General features: G+C 50.0%; 19 protein-coding genes. 8 read left to right on the forward strand and 11 right to left on the reverse strand.

Translation table 11 applies throughout. The features are described from left to right. Both OB13_RS12670 and OB13_RS12675 read left to right on the forward strand, forming a co-directional pair. Positions 1–192: hypothetical protein (locus OB13_RS12670; protein ID WP_461490534.1), on the forward strand; the 192-nt coding region annotated here is incomplete at its 5' end. 33 nt (positions 193–225) lie between these two features. Then, complete coding sequence (locus OB13_RS12675; protein ID WP_461490535.1) at positions 226–771, forward strand: hypothetical protein; 546 nt, start codon at positions 226–228, stop codon at positions 769–771. A gap of 226 nt (positions 772–997) precedes the next feature. Here OB13_RS12675 and OB13_RS12680 read toward each other — a convergent pair whose 3' ends face one another. The 3 genes from OB13_RS12680 to OB13_RS12690 form a co-directional block, all read right to left on the reverse strand. After that, the gene (locus tag OB13_RS12680) at positions 998–1720 is read right to left on the reverse strand and encodes a class I SAM-dependent methyltransferase (protein WP_461490536.1); all 723 of its coding nucleotides are present in this window, start codon (positions 1718–1720) and stop codon (positions 998–1000) included. A 175-nt stretch (positions 1721–1895) separates the two neighbouring features. Continuing rightward, positions 1896–3251 carry a serine hydrolase domain-containing protein gene (locus OB13_RS12685; protein WP_461490537.1) on the reverse strand — a complete coding sequence of 452 codons (1356 nt, stop codon included), beginning with the start codon at positions 3249–3251 and terminating at the stop codon, positions 1896–1898. 107 nt (positions 3252–3358) lie between these two features. Next, entirely contained in the window at positions 3359–4228 is an 870-nt protein-coding gene (locus OB13_RS12690; protein WP_461490538.1) for a creatininase family protein, read from the reverse strand. Positions 4229–4368: 140 nt separating this feature from the next. Here OB13_RS12690 and OB13_RS12695 point away from each other — a divergent pair, with 140 nt between their 5' ends. Further along, entirely contained in the window at positions 4369–6636 is a 2268-nt protein-coding gene (locus OB13_RS12695) for a glycoside hydrolase family 20 protein (protein WP_461490539.1), read from the forward strand. Positions 6637–6718: 82 nt separating this feature from the next. On the opposite strand, the gene OB13_RS12700 is transcribed toward OB13_RS12695, so the two are convergent. Then, entirely contained in the window at positions 6719–7042 is a 324-nt protein-coding gene (locus OB13_RS12700; RefSeq protein WP_461490540.1) for a hypothetical protein, read from the reverse strand. A gap of 490 nt (positions 7043–7532) precedes the next feature. Here OB13_RS12700 and OB13_RS12705 point away from each other — a divergent pair, with 490 nt between their 5' ends. Next, a complete protein-coding gene (locus OB13_RS12705; protein WP_461490552.1) occupies positions 7533–7949 on the forward strand; it encodes a BrxA/BrxB family bacilliredoxin in 417 nt (138 codons plus the stop codon). 76 nt (positions 7950–8025) lie between these two features. Here the strand turns inward: OB13_RS12705 and purD are convergent, their stop codons facing one another. Beyond that, positions 8026–9318 carry a phosphoribosylamine--glycine ligase gene (gene purD / locus OB13_RS12710; RefSeq protein ID WP_461490541.1) on the reverse strand — a complete coding sequence of 431 codons (1293 nt, stop codon included), beginning with the start codon at positions 9316–9318 and terminating at the stop codon, positions 8026–8028. Between the two features lie 184 nt (positions 9319–9502). Continuing rightward, complete coding sequence (recQ, locus tag OB13_RS12715; protein ID WP_461490542.1) at positions 9503–11683, reverse strand: DNA helicase RecQ; 2181 nt, start codon at positions 11681–11683, stop codon at positions 9503–9505. Between the two features lie 68 nt (positions 11684–11751). Here recQ and OB13_RS12720 point away from each other — a divergent pair, with 68 nt between their 5' ends. After that, positions 11752–12723 (forward strand): KpsF/GutQ family sugar-phosphate isomerase, encoded by a 972-nt coding sequence (locus tag OB13_RS12720; protein ID WP_461490543.1) that lies wholly within the window; start codon positions 11752–11754, stop codon positions 12721–12723. A 2-nt stretch (positions 12724–12725) separates the two neighbouring features. Further along, positions 12726–13802, forward strand: coding sequence for a mannose-1-phosphate guanylyltransferase (locus OB13_RS12725; protein ID WP_461490544.1), 1077 nt, complete (start codon positions 12726–12728; stop codon positions 13800–13802). A gap of 238 nt (positions 13803–14040) precedes the next feature. On the opposite strand, the gene rlmB is transcribed toward OB13_RS12725, so the two are convergent. The 4 genes from rlmB to OB13_RS12745 all read right to left on the reverse strand — a co-directional run bounded on the left by rlmB (position 14041) and on the right by OB13_RS12745 (position 19852). After that, the gene (rlmB, locus tag OB13_RS12730) at positions 14041–14883 is read right to left on the reverse strand and encodes a 23S rRNA (guanosine(2251)-2'-O)-methyltransferase RlmB (protein ID WP_461490545.1); all 843 of its coding nucleotides are present in this window, start codon (positions 14881–14883) and stop codon (positions 14041–14043) included. Continuing rightward, positions 14856–16061 carry a GWxTD domain-containing protein gene (locus tag OB13_RS12735; RefSeq protein ID WP_461490546.1) on the reverse strand — a complete coding sequence of 402 codons (1206 nt, stop codon included), beginning with the start codon at positions 16059–16061 and terminating at the stop codon, positions 14856–14858. Before OB13_RS12735 ends, rlmB begins: the two co-directional genes overlap by 28 nt. A 133-nt stretch (positions 16062–16194) precedes the next feature. Further along, positions 16195–19149, reverse strand: coding sequence for a glycosyltransferase family 117 protein (locus tag OB13_RS12740; RefSeq protein WP_461490547.1), 2955 nt, complete (start codon positions 19147–19149; stop codon positions 16195–16197). A 127-nt stretch (positions 19150–19276) separates the two neighbouring features. Beyond that, positions 19277–19852 (reverse strand): T9SS type A sorting domain-containing protein, encoded by a 576-nt coding sequence (locus OB13_RS12745; protein ID WP_461490548.1) that lies wholly within the window; start codon positions 19850–19852, stop codon positions 19277–19279. A 714-nt stretch (positions 19853–20566) separates the two neighbouring features. Here OB13_RS12745 and OB13_RS12750 point away from each other — a divergent pair. Next, positions 20567–21160 (forward strand): YceI family protein, encoded by a 594-nt coding sequence (locus tag OB13_RS12750; protein ID WP_461490549.1) that lies wholly within the window; start codon positions 20567–20569, stop codon positions 21158–21160. Here OB13_RS12750 and OB13_RS12755 read toward each other — a convergent pair. After that, positions 21147–21902 carry a biotin--[acetyl-CoA-carboxylase] ligase gene (locus OB13_RS12755; RefSeq protein WP_461490550.1) on the reverse strand — a complete coding sequence of 252 codons (756 nt, stop codon included), beginning with the start codon at positions 21900–21902 and terminating at the stop codon, positions 21147–21149. The genes OB13_RS12750 and OB13_RS12755 overlap by 14 nt on opposite strands. A 49-nt stretch (positions 21903–21951) precedes the next feature. Here OB13_RS12755 and rsfS point away from each other — a divergent pair. Beyond that, positions 21952–22267: ribosome silencing factor (gene rsfS, locus OB13_RS12760; RefSeq protein WP_461490551.1), on the forward strand; the 316-nt coding region annotated here is incomplete at its 3' end.

Genomic DNA, 22267 nt, shown 5'->3' on the forward strand with positions numbered 1-22267 from the left:
GAAGAGGAGCTTAAGCTGATACACAACAAAATCTTTCAGCTTGTATCTGTAAGAGAAGTCCATAGGACATGGATTCTTGCCCAAGAAAGCATCAAGACACCTTATAATATGCAGCTCAGATTTTCTGCTGACCAGATTTATAAGTTGATGCCAGATATTAAGAAGAAGGTAAAAAAGATTCTAAAAGGCTAACCAAGGGCTATTATTTCAGCCAACTTTCATGCCATGACTGAGAAATATTTAAAAGCATTAAATAAACTTCTGGCGGAGACTGACATGATAAGCGGTCAATCAACACTAGAGGGCTGGAAAAGTACAGCAGAGAATATAGTTGCCATGATTTACGGCAATAACTCAGCTTCAGTAGAACATATAAAAAAATTAGAGTTTAGACCAAGCTATAATGGAGGCAGTAATGCATTGATAAGAAAGCATCAAGCGAAAATTATCATAGAAGGCTTTATCTATCAGTTAATTGAATTTGGTTTACCGGAAAGAGAAAACAAAAAGCCTGATAGTGAACGGATACATATATCACTTACTCAAAATCAACACCAAGAAGCAAATATCAATATCGATATTATCCTCTCTGCTATAAAGGATGAATTGACTGGTAAGCAGCAGAAGGAAGTGCAGGAGATAATAGATTTGGAAGCTCCCGTTGAGGAAAAGAAATCTCGAATCATAGATAAGCTAAAAAGTTTTGGTTCAGATGTAGCTTCCAATATTGTAGCTTCTATACTTACCAATCCTCAAATATTCTCAAGCTGAATGCGCAAAGCTCTTTTCTTTCTGAAAACAGCAGCTGTATTGCTCAGCTCTAGGGCCACCACCATCACCCTGCTTGGACTATCCTGTCTATTAGCCTTATCCATTGCTTGTTCCCGTCCACTGTATCCGGTAGTTCGTACAGTATCTGTGTAATAAGCTAACTTACCATTCTTTGCCCGATAACCTTTAGAATGGCTGTCGCTTCGTCACTCCTCACCCCGAATTATTATTTTCGAGGCACAGCTCTTATGCACATAAAAGCAGGGAAATCATTTAATTTTTTGTAGTGCTTTGGGTCCAACTTTTCGAATTCTTCCACTGGCTTTGGCTCAATCAGTTTATCAATGTTGAAACCATTCTCAGTCAGGGGAGCAATACAAGCACCGAGTGGTCTCCTGTAACTATTCATCTCAATTGGTTTCCCAAAGCCCTTCCACGTGCATTTCACTGGTTCAGTATCAAAATACCGGGTTGACTTGAAGTAGTTAAATTCAGAGAACGGGTGTTCAATTGAAATCACAAGGTATCCTTCCGGTTTCAAAACCCTGCGAAATTCCTTGATCGTCAAGGTCCAGTCTTGTACATAATGCAGGGCTAATGCACACAGAACTATGTCAAATGATGCATCCTCCAGCATCTCAAGCGGATCAGCCAGGTCATAGACAAAGAAGGTGCCTGCATCCTTGTTCCTTTCTCTAGCGAAATCTACCATCCGGGGGCTGATATCAAACCCGGTCACTTCAGCGCCTTGAGCAATAAGCATCTCCGCATATTTACCAGGGCCGCAGGCGGCATCCAGAACGAATTTACCTTTCACCTCCGGAATCAATCCCAAGGTATTGGGTCTGTCATAATAAGCATTGTGGGGCTTATGATCGATTAACCTGTTATAGCTTTCCGCCATTTCTTCGTAGGCCGAAAGGATTTTTTCCCTGATGTTTTTGCCCATTCTAGTATCTGGATAACTCTGATTTATGTAAATGACCGGCAACCTTAGACGGCTTGCCGCCGCTCTGCTATACCTGATTGTTCGGTATAATTCAGAACGAAAGCTCAATAAGAAGCAGAGTTGCTAAGAACTTTTTTTTCAGCCGTTAGAGTGGCAAATACCGTCAGCAGAAAGACTATTTTATTTTTACGCCTTTATGATCATCATACATGATATGTGTAATTTCTCCTTTGGCACCTTCCACGAACTGAACGGATGACCAGTAAGTTCTTAGAATAAACTCCTTGAAATTTTTATCTCCCTTGTCTATCGGTATAAGGCCTCCCCAATCTGAAACCAGATGGCCGTTTTCATTGCTTATGACCAGCTCATGATTGGGCACGTAGAAGTTCTCATCAAATTTATAAGTGCCTGTCAGCTTCTTTGCGGTTTTGGCAGGCACTGTTTTATTGGTGAGGTTCAACCGTTCGAAAGGTTCGTTTAAAGCCAGCGCTGCAATTGTTTTTCCTACATCAGCCGGCAGGGAAATGTAATTATTGGACAGAACAATCACAGCGAGTTTCTCTTTCGGATAAATACCCATATAAGATGAAAAGCCGGGGGCTCTCCCATTCATCTGGTACCTGTCACGGTTCAGGTGTTTTGAAATAAACCATCCATACCCAACATTGTCCCCATAATCCGTAAATATTTTGTCCCAGGATGCTTTCGTCAGAAGCTTATGGTCTATACCTGCCTGAGCAAACTTCTGTAAATCAGCCGTGGTTGAATAGATAGAGCCATGACCGGTTTTGGAGGACCAGTCAATCTGATACGCGGATTCCAGGTCATAGGAACCTTTGGGAGCATACCCTTTGGCCAGATTCTGAATGATTTCCTTTTCGCTGACATAATGCCCGGTATGCTGCATGCCAAGCGGCGCAAATACCGCCTCTTTTAAATACTGACCGAAGGCTTTTCCGGTCACTTTCTCAATGATGTAGGCGAGCAGTATATAGTCTGATCTCCCATGATTGTACTCTTCGCCTGGCTTAAACAATAGCTCGTCATCCTTGAAATAAGCATAAAGTTTTTCAGGCGTATGTTCAAACTTTGTGATGCTGTCATAATCCACCCTCCCGTCGGTACCGATGGCAGGTATACCGGAGCGTTGCGCAAGCAAATCATGGATCGTAAGCTTGTTTCCGTGTTTGTAATCGGGGATGAATTTTGAAACAGGGTCACTTAACAAAAGCTTCCCCGTTTCACTAAGTTTCAGAATGGCGGCAGAAGTAAACACCATCGAAACAGAAGCAACCATAAACCGGGTATCAGGGGTAGTATTCAGATCGTATTCACGGCTCATTTTCCCATAAGCTTTCGACAGCAGCGTTTCTCCGTTTCTGGAAATCAGAACCGTTCCACTATAGTTGTTGGTAACCACGAGGGGATTGATAATGCTGTCTACCCGCATTAGTAGTCTCTCATTTTTCTGAGAGAGCGCCGGATAAATCAGGAACAACCCTAAAATGATGAGCAGTTTATGTTTCATACCAGATTCTGAAATTATGGTAATGCGCTGGTGCCTGATCAACCTATCAAATACTGCAGGCTTATCCGGAATTATAAAATTTTAAGGTAATCGCAGAAAAGCTATACCTACTTCTTCCCTCCCACACGCTCTACGTTATCAAAATATTCCTTCTGCAGCTCCAGCGTCTTCTTGTCTGCTTTCACCGCTTTCAGCGCACTCACTAGTTGCTCAATTTTATGCTCTGTGATTAGTTCGCCGAGTTCTTTGGATGCCTTCTCCGCCTGGCCGGCATAGTGGTTGGGGAAGCTGGCATACCACCAGATGGCGGTGTAGAGGTTCGGCAGGTCGGCCATACGCTTCTTGTCTGCGCCAGACTCCTGCACAGCCCGCTCCTGCTTCACCAGGTCAGGGCGCAGGTATAGCAGGGAGGAAGTTTCGTTTTCGCCGCCATGCATATCACCGGCAGGATCGGTTTTGCGCAGCTTCTTCATTTTTTCCGCGAAGGCCGGATCCTCTCCCGGTTCAAAGAAGTACACGGCATAATTCCGGCGCTTCTCCAGCTGCGACTGCACAAAGTAGCGCAACAGCTGCGGGTTGCCGCCGTGCCCGTTCACGATCACGATCTTGTCGAAGCCGTTCCGGGCAATTTCCTCGCAGGTTGCTTCCAGCAGGTCCCACACCACCCGGCTGGGCAGGGCAAAGGTGCCGGGCTGCTGCTGGGCCTCGTATACCTGTCCGTAGAAGTAGTCCGGAAACACCACGGCATACTCTTTCCTGGTAGCACGCGCCGCCCACTCCCGCACATGGATCAGATCAGAGCCGAGAGGCGCATGCGTGCCGTGCTTCTCCAGTATACCAATGGGAAGAATACAGGTACGGGAGGATTTCTCCATCGCCTTTGGCCAGTCGCTGGCGATAAGCTCGTCCCAGCGGGAAGGGATGTTCTGCGCCATGGCACAGCCCGAGAACAGTAGTAAGAGTAGCAATAGTCTCATAAGTTTTTTCAGTAAAATCAGTGAAACAATATAGTATTAAATATACAAATTTTTCGTAGTAGCATATAATTTACGATTACACCGGGCAAACGTCTGTTTCAAGCGCTTTTTTATCACAGTCTCACCTTAACCCATTCGAAATGAAGGCAATCGCTTTACTCGTTCTTATACTGGCTACCACAGCTTCGCTTGCTCAGAACATTTCCATCATTCCTCAGCCTGTATTCATGAAGGCACAGCAAGGTACCTTCACGCTGGGAGAGAAAACGGTGCTGGTGGTACGGGATAAAAATGACCGAAAAGCTGCAGACTTCCTGAATGATTACCTGCAGCAATACTATGGCCTGAAGCTGGATGTGCGGAAAAGGGCCAGCCGCAACTACATCCGCCTGAGCACCCGCCAGGCAAAGGTCGAAAACCAGGGTGCCTATACCTTGCTGGTGAACAACGACGGCGTAAGCATAGAAGGCGACGGCCACCCCGGCACGTTTTACGGCATGCAGTCGCTCATTCAGTTGCTTCCTGTGCCACAGGATACGGCCCAGCGATCGGGCAGCAGCCTGCAGGTCCCTTTTGTCAGCATTCAGGATGCACCCCGCTTTGCTTACCGCGGCATGCACCTCGACGTTGGCCGCCACTTCTTCCCGGTGGCTTTCATCAAAAAGTACATCGACTACATTGCGCTGCACAAGATGAACTACTTCCACTGGCACCTCACCGAGGACCAGGGCTGGCGCCTGGAGATCAAAAAGTATCCGAAACTCACAGAAGTAGGCGCCTACCGGAACGGGACCATCATCGGCCGTTACCCGGGCACCGGCAATGACAACACCCGTTACGGCGGCTACTATACCCAGGAAGAGGCAAAAGAAATTGTCAGGTATGCTGCCGACCGGCACATCACCGTGATCCCTGAAATAGAAATGCCCGGCCACTCCTCCGCCGCCTTAACCGCCTACCCGGAGCTGGGTTGCCCGGGAACCGGCCCCTACCAGGTAGAGCAAACCTGGGGCATTTTTGATGACATATACTGCGCCGGCAAAGACTCCACCTTTACTTTCCTGCAAAACGTGCTGGATGAAGTGATGGAGATCTTTCCTTCCAACTACATCCACGTAGGAGGCGACGAAAGCCCGAAGGCCAACTGGCGAAATTGCCAACTCTGCCAGAAACGCATCCGGGACGAAGGGCTGAAAGATGAGCATGAGCTGCAGAGCTATTTCATACAGCGCATGGAGAAGTACATCAACAGCAAAGGCCGCACCATCATTGGCTGGGACGAGATACTGGAGGGTGGCCTGGCACCCAATGCCATCGTGATGAGCTGGCGCGGAGAAGAAGGCGGCATCGACGCAGCCAGCCAAGGGCATCAGGTGATCATGACGCCGGGCCCGTATGTGTACCTGGACCACTCCCAGAGTCTCAACGAAGACTCGGTTACCATCGGCGGCTATAACTCTCTTGAGAAGGTATACGGCTACGAACCTATACCCAAAGAACTGACGGCCGAACAGGCGCAGTATGTGTTGGGCGCACAGGCCAATGTCTGGACGGAGTACATACGCTACCCGGCCAAGGTCGAATACCACATCTTCCCGAGGATGAGCGCCCTGAGCGAAGTGCTCTGGAGCCCGAAAGATGCCCGGGACTGGAGCAGCTTTGAAAACAGGCTTCTTACCCAGTTCAGGCGCTACGACCTGTGGGGCGCCAGGTATAGCAAGGCCTTCTATGACATAAAGGTAAGCATAGCGTCGGCACCCGATCACAAAGGCCTTGTTATCGAAATGGCAGGAAGGTCAAAAGACGGGAAGCTGCTGTATAGCCTGAACAGGCAACAGCCCACAGCCTACACGTCTCCCCTTGTTGTGAGCCAAAACGCCGACGTTGCCGGCATGTACTACCAGGACGGAAAGCTCCTGGACTCGCTCATGCTGAACATCAATGTGAACAAGGCTACCGGCAAGGACATCACGCTGGCGGAAGCGCCCTCTACCTATTTTCCGGGCAACGGTGCCTTTACCCTGGTCGATGGCATCATCAATGAAAAAGGCGGCCGTACGTACCAGTCACTGGGTTTTCAGACCAACGTAGAAGCCACCATTGATCTTGGGTCTGCCCAGCCGATCTCGTCCGTGCAGGTACATGCCCTGCGGATGGGCGGCACGTATGTGTACCCGCCGCAAGCCCTGCAGGTATACGGCTCTGCGGATGGCAGCACGTTTCAGAAACTGGCAGCAACCAATACCTTTACGGAGTCCGGCGAGAAAGCCATCCTGCGCGTCGACTTTAAACCGGCTAACGCCCGCTATGTAAAAGTCGTGGTAGAAAATCTGAAGGCTGTACCTGAAGGCAGACCGGGTGTGGGTGAAAAAACCTGGCTGTTTGTGGATGAGATCGAGGTGCAGTAAGGGGTAGTACTTTCACGGCTTGTTCCGCAGGAAGAATGGCTGCACGACAACAGGACAATAGTGTAGGCCGGAAGGAAGGCGCCTACGCTGCCATACCTTCTGAAAGCGGGAAAAGATCTTTGAAGTAATACAGCTCGGACAGCACGTAGTCGCTTACCCTATACCGGATGTGGTCGTCAGCCAGGTCGTTCCAGGTTCCAAAAATCTGCCATACCTGGTTGGTGCCGAAGCTATTGATTTCCATCTCGGTCATATCGCGCTGAAAGAAAGCTTCCAGTACCACATCTTCTTCCCGCATCGGCACCTGTACAAACCGCCTGTCACTGTTGACAATGAGGATGATCTCTGCGGATCTTCCTTCACTGGCAGGGAGATAAAAATAAGCCGCCTGATGTTGATTCCTCATGCCAAAACGATTCGCTGGAAGGGATGGGTACATGTATTTTGTAGTAAATTTTAAAAGAAACCGGTCAGAATGAAGCAACATGCAAAAGGTTACACGGTATATAATTAATTATATTTTTCCCACCTTCCTCCCAACACCTCCCGGATGTGTACCTGGCTCCTGCCTGAGCAGCTTTTTGTAAAGCAATGCCTGCACAACTCCGGTAGCAAACGCATTGGTTTACCATGTGCTACGTGCAAACAACCTCTGTTTTTTAGGTTGCAACTCAGATCAAAATCAAAAAACGACAGGTTAGTATTGCCGTATACTTTATCTGGTTACATCCGGTTTTACAGATTTACAAGTTCCTAAAACATTCCTAAAAGTTATTTCTTAAGTTTATTTCAGGCGGATATAGCATCAGTTCGCTCCGGCGTATAGCCTTTGTAGAGATAAATTACTAATTTTGCAGACGTACATATTTTTCATTTAAAAGCTGATAATCATGGGAATGTATCCTGAATATATGGTTGCCCCGATCCGTGAGGACTTAACCTCAGCCGGTTTCGAACAATTAATGACTTCTGAAGAGGTAGAGCAGGCTTTGTCTTCCAAAGAAGGCACTGTGCTGGTGGCCGTTAACTCTGTATGCGGTTGTGCTGCCTCCAAGGCGCGCCCGGCGCTTAAAATGGCAGTCGCTTCCTCCGAAAAACGCCCTGACAAAATGATCACTGTTTTTGCAGGTATGGAGCAGGACGCGGTAGCCAAGGCCAGAGAATTCATGCTGCCTTATCCTCCGTCATCTCCTTCTATCGCGCTTTTCAAAGATGGCGAGCTGGTGCACATGATCGAGCGCTACCACATCGAGGGCAACGAGCTGAACCGCATTGTAGATAATCTGCAAGGCGCGTTTGAGGCGTACTGCTAGTTTTACAAAGTCCTTAAAAAAGCGAAGGCCGTTGTCATGTGACAACGGCCTTCGCTTTTTGTGTAGGTATAGAATACTAGGCGGTCGGCAGCTCCTGCAGATCGAAGCCTATGTCACGGCGGTAGTAGCGGTCGGTCCAGTCGATGGTTTCTGCAGCGGCATTTGCCTTTGCCAACGCACTCTGTATGCTATCGCCCAGTCCGGTAACCGCAATCACGCGGCCGCCATTGCTCAGTATTTTGTCATCAACCTGCTTGGTGCCCGCATGGAACACGAGCGTGTCCAGAGCTACCTGCCCCAGGCCGCGGATCTCCTTGCCTTTATCAAAGCCCTCCGGATACCCTCCTGAAACCAGGAACACGGTAGCTGCCGTACGCGGATCGACTTCCAGCTGGAAGCTACCCAGCTTATGATCGTGCAGCGCCAGGAACAGCTCAAACAGGTCCGACTTGATCCTTGGCAGGATCGCTTCGGTCTCCGGATCTCCCAGGCGCACGTTGTATTCGATCACGTAGGGTTCTCCGTTCACTTTGATCAGGCCGATAAAGAGGAAACCGGTATACTCTAAGTTCTCTGCCTGCAGGCCCTGTATCGTAGGTTCTATAACACGCTCCTTTACCTTCTGCATGAAGACATCGTCCACAAAAGGCACCGGCGAAATAGCCCCCATACCTCCTGTGTTAAGCCCGGCGTCACCTTCGCCTATACGCTTGTAGTCTTTCGCCTCCGGCAGCAGCACATACTCTTTGCCATCGGTGAGGATGAACACAGAGACTTCTATACCTTCCAGAAACTCTTCAATGACCACTTTGCTCCCCGCCATACCAAATTTGTGGTTGCGCAGCATCGCCTCCAGCGTATCGAGGGCTTCTTCAAACGTCTGGGCGATGATCACGCCTTTGCCTGCTGCCAGTCCATCTGCCTTCAATACGACCGGGTAGTCGTGCGTGCGCAGGTACTCTACGGCATCGCGGTAATTGGCTTCGGTGAAGGTCTGGTAGCGGGCTGTCGGGATGTTATATTTCTGAAGGAAAGCTTTGCAAAAGTCCTTGCTTCCTTCCAGCATCGCGCCCTGTTTCTTCGGACCGACCACTAGGATGTGCTTGAGGTATTCTTTCTCCTGAAAATAATCATGAATGCCTTCTACCAGTGCGTTTTCCTGCCCTACAACCACCATCATGATGTTGAAATCGGTCGCAAACTTGGCCAGTTCTTCAAAATTGTGAATGTCTATACTTGCATTGGTATGAAACTCGGACGTACCGGCGTTACCGGGAGCAACAAATATTTTTTCAGCATACTGGCTCTGGCTTAGCTTCCAGGCGAGGGCATGTTCTCTTGCACCAGATCCTATAATAAGTACATTCATAATTTTAAATTCTGATTTTGCTGGTTGTTGTTTGTCAGCCCCTTTCTGTAGGGCATAACATGATACTGCGAAGTTAAAAATTTATACTTCCGGATACACTTTAAACTGCAGTTTATAAACGACAAGAGGCCGGTCATAGTACCGGCCTCTTGTCATTCTCTATAGCCTGCTGAAAAGCAGGAACTTAGTTGGCATACTCTGAGAGGAACTTGATGCGCATCAGGCGCAGGTCCTCTTCGGTATAGTCGTCTGTACCCAGTTCTTTGAGCGCAACGCCGATGTTATCGGTGCTGGAACTCATGAAGTAATCAAAAATTTCGTCCTGGCGCTCGTCATCCAACACATTGTTGATGTAATAGTTGAGGTTCAGTTTGGTGCCCGAGTAGCAGATGTGCTCAATCTCCTCGATAAGCTCCTGCATGGTCAGGTCTTTGGAAGCGGCAATCTCCTCCAGGTCCACCTTCTTATCAATCTGCTGGATGATGTAGATCTTGATCTTGGACTTGTTCACGGTCGTCTTCACCACCACATCGGCAGCCGTCACGATATCGTTTTCCTCCACATACTTGGTGATCAGGTCCAGGAATGGCTTGCCAAACTTCTGCACCTTGCCCATACCTACACCGGCGATGTGCGCCAGGTCTTCGCGGGTGGTCGGGTATACGGTGGCCATTTCCTTCAGCGACGGATCCTGGAACAGCACGTATGGCGGTAGGCCCTTTTCCTTCGCCATTTTCTTGCGCATGTTTTTGAGCAGGTCAAAGAGCACCTCATCGTGTCCGGCAGCAGCCTGCGTTTCCTCTTTCTCCTCATCCTGCTTTACTTCCAGCTCATAGTCATGGTCTTTGGAAAGCTGGATCGAATGCGGGTTCTGTATAAAATCCAGGCCTTTCTGCGTCAGCTTTACGATACCAAAATTCTCAATGTCTTTCTCGAGGTACTCTGAGAGCAGCACCTGGCGCAGCACCGAGCTCCAGAATTGTGCATCGTGGTCTTTGCCGGCCCCGAATACTTCCAGCTGGTCGTGGTCGTAGCTGGTAACGTACTGGTTACGCAGGCCGGTCAGCACCGCTGTGTTGTGCTCAATGCTGAAGCGCTCGCCTGTCTGCTGTACCGTCTTAAGGGCCAGCAGGGCTTCATTCTGCGCCTCAAAGCGTTCTTTCGGGTGCAGGCAGTTATCGCAGAAGCCGCAGTCTTTCTCATACGCTTCCCCAAAGTAATGCAGCAGCTGCTTGCGGCGGCACACAGCCGAGTCGGCATAAGCGGCCATCTCCTGCAGCAACAGTTTGGAGTTGTCGCGCTCGGTTACCGGCTTGTCTTTATTGAATTTTTCGAGCTTGACAATGTCGTCGTAGCTGTAGAACATGATGCAGTTGCCTTCCAGCCCGTCGCGACCCGCGCGGCCGGTTTCCTGGTAGTAGCCTTCTATGGACTTCGGGGTATCGTAGTGGATCACAAACCGCACATCGGGCTTGTCGATGCCCATACCAAACGCAATGGTGGCCACAATCACGTCGGCATCTTCGTTCAGGAAAGCATCCTGGTTGGCCATACGCACGCTCGAGTCCAGGCCGGCGTGGTACGGGAGCGCCTTGATATCATTCACGCGCAGCAACTCTGCGATCTCTTCCACTTTTTTGCGGCTCAGGCAGTAAATGACCCCACTTTTGCCTTTGTGCTTTTTTACGTACTGGATAACCTGCTTCTTGGTGTTGTGCTTGGGGCGCACCTCATAGTAGAGGTTGGTGCGGTTAAACGAAGACTTGAAAACAGAGGCTTCGTCCATCTGCAGGTTGCGCTGAATATCGAGCTGTACCTTGGGGGTAGCTGTGGCTGTAAGAGCAATAACGGGCAGGTTACCGATCTGGTCGATAATGCCCCGTATGCGGCGGTACTCCGGGCGGAAGTCATGTCCCCACTCCGAAATACAGTGCGCCTCATCAATGGCGACAAACGTTATATTGGAGTTTCGGAGGAACTCGATCGTATCTTCCTTGGTAAGCGATTCAGGCGCTACATACAACAGCTTCACTTCACCGGCCAGTGTTTCGCGCTTTACTTTGTTTATTTCAGACTTGGAAAGTGTTGAATTCAGGAATTGTGCATTTACGCCGAAAGCATTTAACTGATCCACCTGGTTTTTCATCAGAGCGATGAGCGGCGAGATAACGATAGCCGTTCCAGGCAGCGACAAGGCAGGAAGTTGGTAACACAACGACTTGCCAGCTCCTGTCGGCATAATCACGAAGGTATTCTTCCCGTTGATAATGTTATTTATTATCAACTCCTGATTACCTCTAAATTGACTATACCCAAAAACTTCCTTTAATTTGTTCTTGAGATTGATCTCTTGTTTAATAGACATGTAATGTATCAGAAAAATTATTCTTACAGCAACGTATCCGCGAAGGGTACATTTAACACAAATTTAAATTGAATCTTCTTAATAAGATAGCCCTTACAGCAAAAAAAGTATTATTAGATGAAGCCAATGCAATCGCCAGATTAGCTGATTTTATCGACGAAGACTTTGAAAATTGCGTCAAAGCCATATTGCAGATCAAAGGGCGCGTGGTGGTGACCGGAATCGGCAAGAGCGCCAACATCGCTACCAAGATAGTCGCCACCCTTAATTCGACCGGTACGCCTGCCTTGTTTATGCACGCCGCCGACGCCATACACGGCGACCTGGGCATGATCCAGCCGGAAGACTTCGTCATTTGCATTTCCAAAAGCGGCAATACGCCGGAGGTAAAAGTGCTCGTGCCCCTGCTCAAGCGCAAAGGGTCCCAACTGGCCGCCCTGGTGTCCAACATTGATTCTTACCTGGCCCAGAGCGCTGATTTTATTCTGAATGCATCGGTGGAACGGGAAGCCTGCCCGCACAACCTGGCGCCTACCACCAGCACCACCGCAGCGCTGGCGCTAGGAGATGCCCTGGCGGTGAGCCTGCTGGAGGCACGCGGCTTCAGCAGCGCCGACTTTGCCACCCTTCATCCCGGAGGCTCGCTCGGCAAACGCCTCTACCTCAAAGTAGAGGATATCTATGGCCAGAACCTGGCGCCGAGTGTGACTGAGAACGCCACCCTGAAAGAAATTATTATAGAGATCTCTTCTAAACGACTGGGAGCTACTGCTGTAGTCAAACAAGACAGCCTGGAGTTGATCGGAATTATAACTGATGGCGATTTGCGACGTATGCTCAACAAATATGAATCGATTGATGGCATACGCGCTTCGGATATCATGACAATCTCTCCACTTTCCATTGAGCCGGACACCTATGCGGCTGAGGCGCTTGCCATTATGCAGGATAAAAATATTACCCAGCTAATTGTTACAAAATCAGGTAGATTTGAGGGCTTTGTGCACCTCCACGATTTATTGAAAGAAGGACTCGTATAGAAATGAACGAAAACACTTATGTGGTCATAATGGCAGGCGGAATCGGAAGCCGCTTCTGGCCATTCAGCCGAACTGATTTCCCGAAACAGTTCCACGATGTATTGGGAGTAGGCGAAAGCATGCTCCAGATGACCATGAACCGTTTCAAGGACATCTGCCCGCCTGAAAATGTCTACGTGGTCACGAACAAAGACTACGAAGGCCTGGTAAAAAAGCAGCTCCCGCAGCTGAGCGATGACCAGATCCTGCTCGAGCCTGTCGGCCGCAACACAGCACCCTGTATCGCCTACGCCTCCTACAAGATCGCCCAGATCAACCCGAATGCCAACCTGATAGTGACACCCTCCGATCACGTGGTGCTCAAGCAGGATGCCTTCACACAGGTGATCAAAAAAGCCGTAGAGGCAGCCTCTGACAGCGATGTGCTCATTACGCTGGGCATTACACCCAGCCGGCCGGATACAGGGTATGGCTACATCCAGTTTATCGATGACGAGGCCACTACCATCAAGAAAGTAAAGACCTTCACCGAGAAGCCAAACCTGGAGCTTGCCCAAATGTTTCTCAACAGCGGAGACTTTGTCTGGAACTCCGGTATTTTTATCTGGAATGTGCAGAGCATCATGCGGGCATTTCGGAATTACCTGCCGGAGATCAGCGAGATTTTCGAAGAAGGCGCCTCCTTGCTCTATACGCCGCAGGAAAAGAATTTTATTGTGAAAGCCTACTCCCAGTGCCGCAACATTTCCATTGACTATGGCATCATGGAGAAAGTGGATAATGTGTATGTGGTACTGGCCGACATCGGCTGGTCTGACCTGGGCACCTGGAACTCGCTCTACACGATCAACAACAAAGACGAGAACGGCAATGTGGTAGGTGGTGACGTGCTGCTCTACGACACGAAGAACTGTATCGTGAAGACACCCAAAGAGCGCCTGGTGGTACTGCAGGGCCTGGAAGGCTACATCGTTGCCGAGCACGACAATGTGCTGATGATCTGCAAACTGGACGAAGAACAGAAGGTAAAGGAGTTCATGTCGGATGCCAAATCTAAAAAAGGCGCTGACTATATTTAGATCCAAAAACCGGGCAGCCGGAAGATACTCTCTCCTGCTCCAGGTATAGCCCAACTAAAAAGGGAGCCTTCACAAGTTGAAGGCTCCCTTTTTAGTTGGGCTCCCTTTTTAGTTGGGCTATACCTGGTATGACTATACCTGTTATATCTGATAGAAAACTAGATACACCTGATGTGGCTATACCTGGCAGGAGACTATATGAGAACGGCTCCTGTGCCTTTGTTCTTGTCTTAATCCCTTACCGGGGCTCAGAGGTGCTCAGGCTGGTGTGACCGCCCTCCTTCAGGCGCTGGCTCATGGCTTCATACAGCACGATGCCCGTCGCTACCGACACGTTCAGGGACCCGATCTGGCCCAGCAGCGGAATTCTCAGTTTAGCGTCTGCCCGCTTCAGGTACTCCGGCGAAATGCCGTCTTCCTCGCTGCCCATGATGATCGCTGTCGGCCCTACGAAGTCAACTGCATTGTCGGTCAGGTTGTGCTCCGTCTTTTCGGTACAGGCCACAATCTGCACGCCGTAGTCTTGCAGGTAGTTGATCGTATCTTTCAGGTTGGGTTCGCGGCATACCGGCACCAGGTGCAATGCTCCGGCTGAAGTTTTGATGGCGTCCGCGTTGATCTGGGCACCGCCCTTGCTCGGGATCACAATCGCATCCACGCCCATACACTCAGCGTTGCGGGCAATAGAGCCAAAGTTACGCACATCGGTTATGCGATCGAGGATCAGCAGCAGCGGGCTCTTGCCTTTCTCAAACAGGGCCGTCACGATCTCATGCAGCGGCGAATACGTGATGGCCGAGAGGAAGGCTACGGCTCCCTGGTGGTTTTTTCGCGTCAGGTTGTTGAGTTTCTCGATCGGCACGGTTACTACGGGAACATCTGCTTTTTTAGCCAATTCCAGCAGCTCATCCACAGTGGGGTTCCGGGCGCCTTTTTGTACGAAAATCTTCTCCAGCACTTTTCCGGCAAGCATGGCCTCTATAATAGGGCGCAAGCCGAAAATCATTTCCATTTTATCCTCCTTGGGAGTTCGAGGTCCGCTATAGCGGTTGCCTACAAATTTGTTATTCCTGCTCTCCATTTTGCAACTGTGCTGTACCAGTTCTCCTCGTATTCGCGGTTCCGTATCAGCTCGTAGTGGTTTTCGGTAAAGGTATTCTCTTTTTTGTTAAAAACGAACTTCACATAAGGAGAAGCCTCCGTCTCCCGGTATATCCAGGTCTCGGCATTGCCGATCACGCTCACATTGCTGGGCTTCCCGTAGATGATGTAGATCATCCCCCTGTCCGTGGCCCAGCCGGGCTTGTAGGAAGTATAAAGTTTATTGGCTGCCTCTACCCGGGTATAGTATGTTCGGATCAGTTCGCGGGCCAGGCTTTTGTCTTTAGCAACTTTCAGCCAGAAGCTATCGACAGCAGCTTTCTGGTCTTTGGCATTGTAGAGCGCTTCACGTTCGGAGGAAGTCGTCAGATAGATCAGGGGAGTGATCATATCCTGTACCCGCGTTACCAGCGGGAAAGAACCGCCCTGCACGAGCAGCCCGCTCTGAACAGCCGAGCCGGCCCTGCCCAGCAGGTATAGCCCTTCTTTTGTCAGTTGTATCGTGTCGCCGCTGCTGATGCGGAGGGTGTCGATCACCTTGCCCACATCCACCATCGGCTCCGGGCGGGTCGACATAGGCGGCAGCGCAGGTTGAAACGAGGTTTCCAGCAAATTCAGCGCCAAGGGCTGCCCTGTCGTATCGCGTCGCAACACAAGCCGATCGGCAGTCGTGGCAAAGTCCCGGAAAATTGGTATTCCCGTATCTGCCCGCACCAGCAGGTAATCTTTCCGGAGCATGTCGGGGCTCAGCGATAGCTTATGCGATGTACCCAGCCGCTCCTGCCCGGATAACTTCAGCCAAAGCCGCACCTGGATCACATTGCCCGCAGCCACATACTGATTCGGAATAGTAACGGGGACTTCCAGGCTACCGTCAGCCAGTACTTTGTGCGCAGCCGCTATCTGCACCGTGTCGCGCAGCAACAGCATGTCCCGCTCGGTGGCTCCCGACCGGATGATGTAGTCGATCCGGCTGGCTCCCTGGTGCAGGTCCAGGAGCTGCCTCAAGTCTTCGAAGCGCAGGAAAAGATGCAGGCTATCGGAAGAAGCGTAGTAGGCATGGTGCATAACGACCTCCGGTTGTTCCTGTCGGACAGGCATAAGTTCCCGTACCATGCCCGTATAGGAGGGGCCGGATGAACCGCAAGCTGCAAGCATCAGCAGCATGCATAAGCAGGACAAAAGATATAGCTGTTTCATCTACCTGAAAGTAATGCAAGCACCCCAAAAAAGCAAAAGCCGGACAACGATGGGTAGTCCGGCTTTTGTACTGTTTAACTCTCTATTTTGTTTAACGGCGCATGCGTTGCAGATATTGCATAAACACCTGCTGCAGTTCCATGGCCCGGTTATCTTCCCCTATTTCCTGTGCTTCGGTGATCAGTTGCTGCATCATGAATAGGTTAGTTTGTATCTCCATATCAAACAGGGCGCCTTTTTCCATATAGTAATCGAGTGATTGCTGGGAGGTCTTGGCCATTGCCTCCAACAGGTCTTTGGCCCGTTTCTCATCCCCCAGGTCCGCCATGATGGAGATAAACTGTGGCGTATAGTAGTCGTAAGGAACCGTGGCCGGAGGCAATTGCTCGAAGCAATGGTCTACAATTTCTTTTGCCTTTGCATTGTCACCACTCTCCAGGTAGGCGGCAGCCAGCTTGCCAAACTTATCGCGGGCATTTGCAGCAAAGCGATAGTAGTTGTCGTCATAGAAGATGCTCGGGTCGTCGAAATTGCGGAAGCTGAACTTCTTCATCATGTTCTCATACATCACATCCTTGTTGAGGAAGCCCGGCGACTCTTCGCTGGCAACTTTAACCGGCACGACTCTGTAAGCCAGCCCTTCCAGTTGGAAGTATTCGGACAAGCCCATGAAGTCGGCGCTGTTCACTGTGGTAGAGAAATATACCGGACGGCTCCACTCGTTGGTGGCCAGCAGGTCCAGAATGATCAGGTGTTTCTTTTCCAGCAAAGACTTGTTGATGGTCCACTGCATCCGGTCTGTCACCTGGTTCTGGAAATCAGGCGCTACAAAGCCGGCCTGCTGCACCTTGCCTTTGTCCACATTGAGGAAAAAATTCTTGGTAGGGAAGCTCATCAACGCATCGCCGCTGCCATACTGCACCTGCAGCGCCGGGTGGTTCTGCTTAACCAGGCTTATAAACTGCTTCAGGTCTATACCTGCTGCCACCTGTGGCCGTTCCACATAAGGCAGGTAGTCGTTGGTACCCTGTATGTAGTTCTCTTTCTCCAGTGACAGTGGCCATGGATCTGACTTATAGGCCTGGCGTTTCATCTGGTCGATATACCAGTCGGTGTTCAGGTAGCTGAGAACGGCTACGCGTACATCGGTGCGGTAGCCTTCGACTTCCTGCGCATACCAGAGCGGGAAAGTATCGTTGTCCCCGTTGGTGAACAAAATGCCATTTGGCGCAACAGAATCCAGCAGGTTTTTGGCAGAGTCTACGGAATGGTAGCGGTCGGAGCGGTCGTGATCGTTCCATCCTTCCGCGGCCAGTATACCCGGCACGGCCAGACAGACCACAGAAGCTATGGCCGCACTGGTTTTGGTATTGCGCAATCCTTTGTTGATCAGTTCGGCCAAACCCAGCACACCCAGACCGATCCAGATGGAGAAGGCATAGAAGGAGCCGGCAAAGGTATAGTCCCGTTCGCGTGGTTCAATCGGAGGTTGGTTCAGGTATAGGGCAATGGCTATACCTGTAAAGAAGAACAGCAGGCCGACAATGAATGCATCGCGCTCGTTCTTGCGCACCTGGTAGATCAGGCCGAGGACACCGATCAGCAGCGGCAGCAGGTAAAAGCAATTGCGTGCCATGCTGTTGGCTACCCTGTCCGGCACACCATCGGTCGGTTTGCCGAACCACAGCACGCCTGCCTGCTGCACATCGCTCTCGCGACCTGCGAAGTTCCACAGGAAATAACGCCAGTACATGTGGCCCAACTGGTAGCGTAGCAGGAAGCTCAGGTTCTGCCCGAAGGTCGGGGCCTGCCCTTCCTTTAGGTCAACCCACTTCTTATACTCCTGCAGGTGCTGCGGCTGGTCACTGTAGATACGCGGCAGCAGGGTTTTGTCTTTGCTATCGTAAATCGGCTCCACCTTGCGGGTTGTCGCCACATATTTGTCTTTTCCTTTCACATAGCGGGCGGCGCCTTCTTCCTGGCCAACCGGCTGCGCATTGTACTGCGGGCCATACAGCAAAGGACGGTCTCCGTACTGCTCGCGCTTCAGGTAAGACACAAAGCTCAGGATGTCATCCGGGGCGTTCTCGTCAATGGTCGGGTTATAAGAAGACCGGATCGGGATGATCATGTAGGAAGAATAGCCGATCAGGATAAAGATGAAGCACAGTAAAGCCGTGTTGAGCAGTCGGTTCTGATGCTTGATCGAATAGCGTATACCATACACGATGGCCGCTACCAGCAAAATCACAAAAAAGATGATACCCGAGCCGAACGGCAGGCTAAGTGAGTTCACAAAGAATACTTCCACGTTGCCTGCCAGGCTTGGCAAGCCAGGTATAACGCCCCAGAGTATGGCCATCACGATCACGGCACTGATCAGAAAGGCGATGACACCTCCTTTGAGCGTGGGTTTGTACAAGCGGTAGTAGTAAATGAACGCAAGGGCAGGTATAGCCACCAGGTTCAGCAAGTGGGCTCCGATCGAAAGGCCGATGAGGTATGCGATCAGGATCAGCCATTTGTCGGAAAGCGACTCCCCAACCTTTGACTCCCAGCGCAACATGGCCCAGAATACGATGGCTGTGAAGAAAGAAGACATGGCGTATACCTCTGCTTCCACGGCTGAAAACCAGGCTGAATCCGTAAAGGTATAAGCCAGCGCACCGACGGCACCCGCGCCCATGATCAACAGCAGGCTGCCGGTAGCCGGCACTTCCCCTTCTTTCACTAGAATCCTGCGGGCCAGTATGGTGATTGACCAGAACAGGAACAGTACCGTGAAGGAGCTACAAAGGGCCGACAGCAGGTTCACCCACCAGGCCACCTGCGTAGGATCGCTGGCAAACATGGAGAAAACACGGCCAACCAAGAGGTAGAAGGGAGCTCCCGGAGGGTGCGGCACCAGTAGTTTGTAAGAGCAGGCTATAAATTCACCTGCATCCCAGAAGCTGGCCGTAGGCTCCAGCGTCAGCACATACACTGTGGTCGCGATCAGAAACACGACCCAGCCCACCAAGTTGTTTATCTTTCGATAATCCGTCATAGCATTTTTAAATATTCAGCGTCGAAAATACTAAATAACTTTGGTGCATGTGCACTTTTAATCATCAGGCAAAAAAAAAAGCCGGCTGCATAGCCGGCTTTTTAAGTTAAGCGTAGTTTTGGACTGCTTATTTCTGCAGGATCAAGCGCTTCGTTTCCACGGTCTTGTCGTTGACTAACAGGCTGTAGAAGTAAACGCCTGCCGGATATCCTCTCATGTCCAGTATAAAATCAGATGATACGGCCACCGGCAGCTCATGTGTTTCCATCACTTTGCCAATTGTGTTCGATATCTTCAGCTTATAGCTCTCGGCCATACCTATCTGCGACAGGGACACGCGGGTGATGCCACGTGAAGGGTTCGGGTACGCGTTGATGGAAGGATTGCTTTTGCTGTCCAGCGACGGCATGACCGCCTGATAGGCATGGATCGTATATTTTGCCTGACTGGCATACGCTACCTCTGTCATGTGCAGTCTTTTGCTGACAGCAGCGTTATAATACTTCGTTCTGGAACGCGTATTGGTTGTTTCCTCCTTGGCTTCGGCTCGTTTTTCTGGCACAACTTTCCACACACTCGTCGCTCCGGCACTCACCGGCACAACGCCAGCTTCTTTCGCACAGCCATCTGCCTTTACAGCATAGCCTGCGAAATGAGAAGCAACAAATACAACAATTAAAATCAGCTTGGTAAAAGTTCTCATATATATCGCCTCAATTTTTTAATTCTCAACCATTATTTGACAGGATGTCAAAGATATAGCAAAAACCAGTTAAATAAAAAACATTGTTTTAAAATAAAATCCCATGGCCAGGTCAATCCCGAATGCCTGAACCGGCACACAGAGCCATCGGAATCACCATCGGTTTACTTCAATTATTGTGCCTGTATTGCCATACCTGTGGCCGATGGAACTCAAACTGCAGGTAATCCATTTACACGCGACAGGCATTCGCTCGTTTACGGGAGGGGAAAGACGGTCTCCTGATCGGGACAAACTTTGCAACAGCTGTCAAACGAAACTGACGGCCCCGGGTTTCCTCACCTCTGAAAAATCATACCCTTCTCACTGTAGGTATAGGCTTGCCTCACAAGTGGAGAAGAACCTGTTGAAGCTGTATTAAAAACTTTCAACCCAAAAATGCAGCCTTTTCCGGTTATTGAATTTAATAAAGAATTGAATTGCATTATATACAAAAAGTGCAACTAGCCACCCCTTGCACCGTTACAACACAAACAGCTCTTCCCCGGATTGATTTTCCTGTGAACAGAAATATTTGGTAAAAAGCCGCAAATAGATAAACTATGGTACTGCCTCAAAATACCCTACCTTTTTTAACCTGCCGGCTCAACAAACTGGCGACAAAACAGTTAAATAAGGTATAGGGAAAGGCTCAAAAAGAAAGGTGATGCAGGTATGAAAAAGCTACTCCTACTCCTGATTAGCAGCTGTTGCATCTGCTTCGGCAGTTTGGCACAGTCTGGTATTTACAAAGGCATTGGCACCATCGTGTTTGAGGCCGGGGCCCCGCTGAGCCTAATAAAGGGCACTTCTGAAGCTGCCAACGGCACCATAAACCTTGAAACAGGAAAATTCAGGTTTGATGTCCCGATCACGTCCTTCCAGTTTATGAACTCCCTGATGCATGAGCGCTTCAACGACAAGTACATGCAAAGCCACAAATACCAGAAAGCCACATTTTCAGGAGTGATCACAGAAAGAAGCCCGGCACCGAACGGCGACCAGACCAAAGTAACAGCCACCGGCACACTCACCATACATGGCGTATCCCAGAAAAGAACAATCCAGGGCCTGTTGGTTCAGAAAGGAAACAGCTGGCAACTCCTCTCAGACTTTGCTGTCGTTCTGGAAGATCACCGTATCCAGGCGCCTGCCTTAAACTCCGGCTATGGAGCGAATACCATGCAGGTGTCGCTTCAGATGCCGCTCAAAGCCGTTCAGGCAGTGCCTCAGCATGCAGCTTTGTTCCCAAGGCTCAGCCGGAAATAACATACGTAATTTCTTTAAAGGCGAAATAGCGCAGTTCCCCGTCTATTTCCACTGCCAGCCTGCCAGCCTCATCCACACCTGTTATACATCCTGTTACCGGCTCTCCCGCCACCACAAAAGGGTGCGCCTCCTGGTAGCGGTACAGCGCTTGCAGGTACTCGTACTTCAACTTGTCCAGCTTACCGCTCCGCAGCTCCAGGTAGCGTTTCTCCAGCAATTCCAGCAGCCTTGCAGCCAATCTTTTAACGTCCATTTGCGTACCAAGCACAGCAGCCAGCGAAGTTGCCGTATTGATTCCGAAGTGAACTTGGTTGATGTTTAAACCAATCCCGACGATGCTGTGTTGTATGGACGAGCTGTTAACCGTATTTTCGATCAGTATTCCACCAAGTTTCTTATCCTCAAAGTATAAATCGTTTGGCCATTTTACCTGCGCCTGCGTCAGCCCCTGCTCACGCAACAGATCAAGTACAGCCAGCGAAACAGCCATATTGAGGTAGAACTGGTGCCTGACAGCCAGAAATACAGGTGACAGAATTACAGAAAGCGTAATATTTTTACCCGGTGCTGCTTCCCAGGAGTTGCCCCGCTGCCCCCGGCCCTGTGTTTGCTCGTCGGTCAGCACGACACTGCCTTCTGTGGCCTTGTTTTTGATCAGGAGTTGATGAGCCTCTGAGTTTGTTGACTCACAAACCGGCAGAAAAAAGAGCTGCTGGCCTATAAACAGCGTATTAGGCACCATACATTAAACAGAATTTAGTACTTTTGTAAATCAAATTTAAGTAGTACAAATGAAACATACCAAGGCTGAGGCCAATTCAGACATATTGGCAGAGCTTGTTGTGAAGGGCATGCAGGAAAAGAAAGCCAGCGATATTGTCGTTCTTAACCTGAAGTCACTCAAAAATGCCGTATCGGATTACTTCGTGATCGCGTCCGCATCCTCTGATACGCAGCTGGACGCCATTGCAACCTCTATCGAAGAAGAAATCTACAAAGCTACCCGCCAGAATGCCTGGCAGACCGAAGGCCGTACCAACAAAGAGTGGGTACTGCTGGATTATGTAGATGTAGTGGTACACGTATTTTTGAAGGACAAGCGGGAAT

The sequence above is a fragment of the Pontibacter sp. HJ8 genome, from assembly GCF_054824225.1.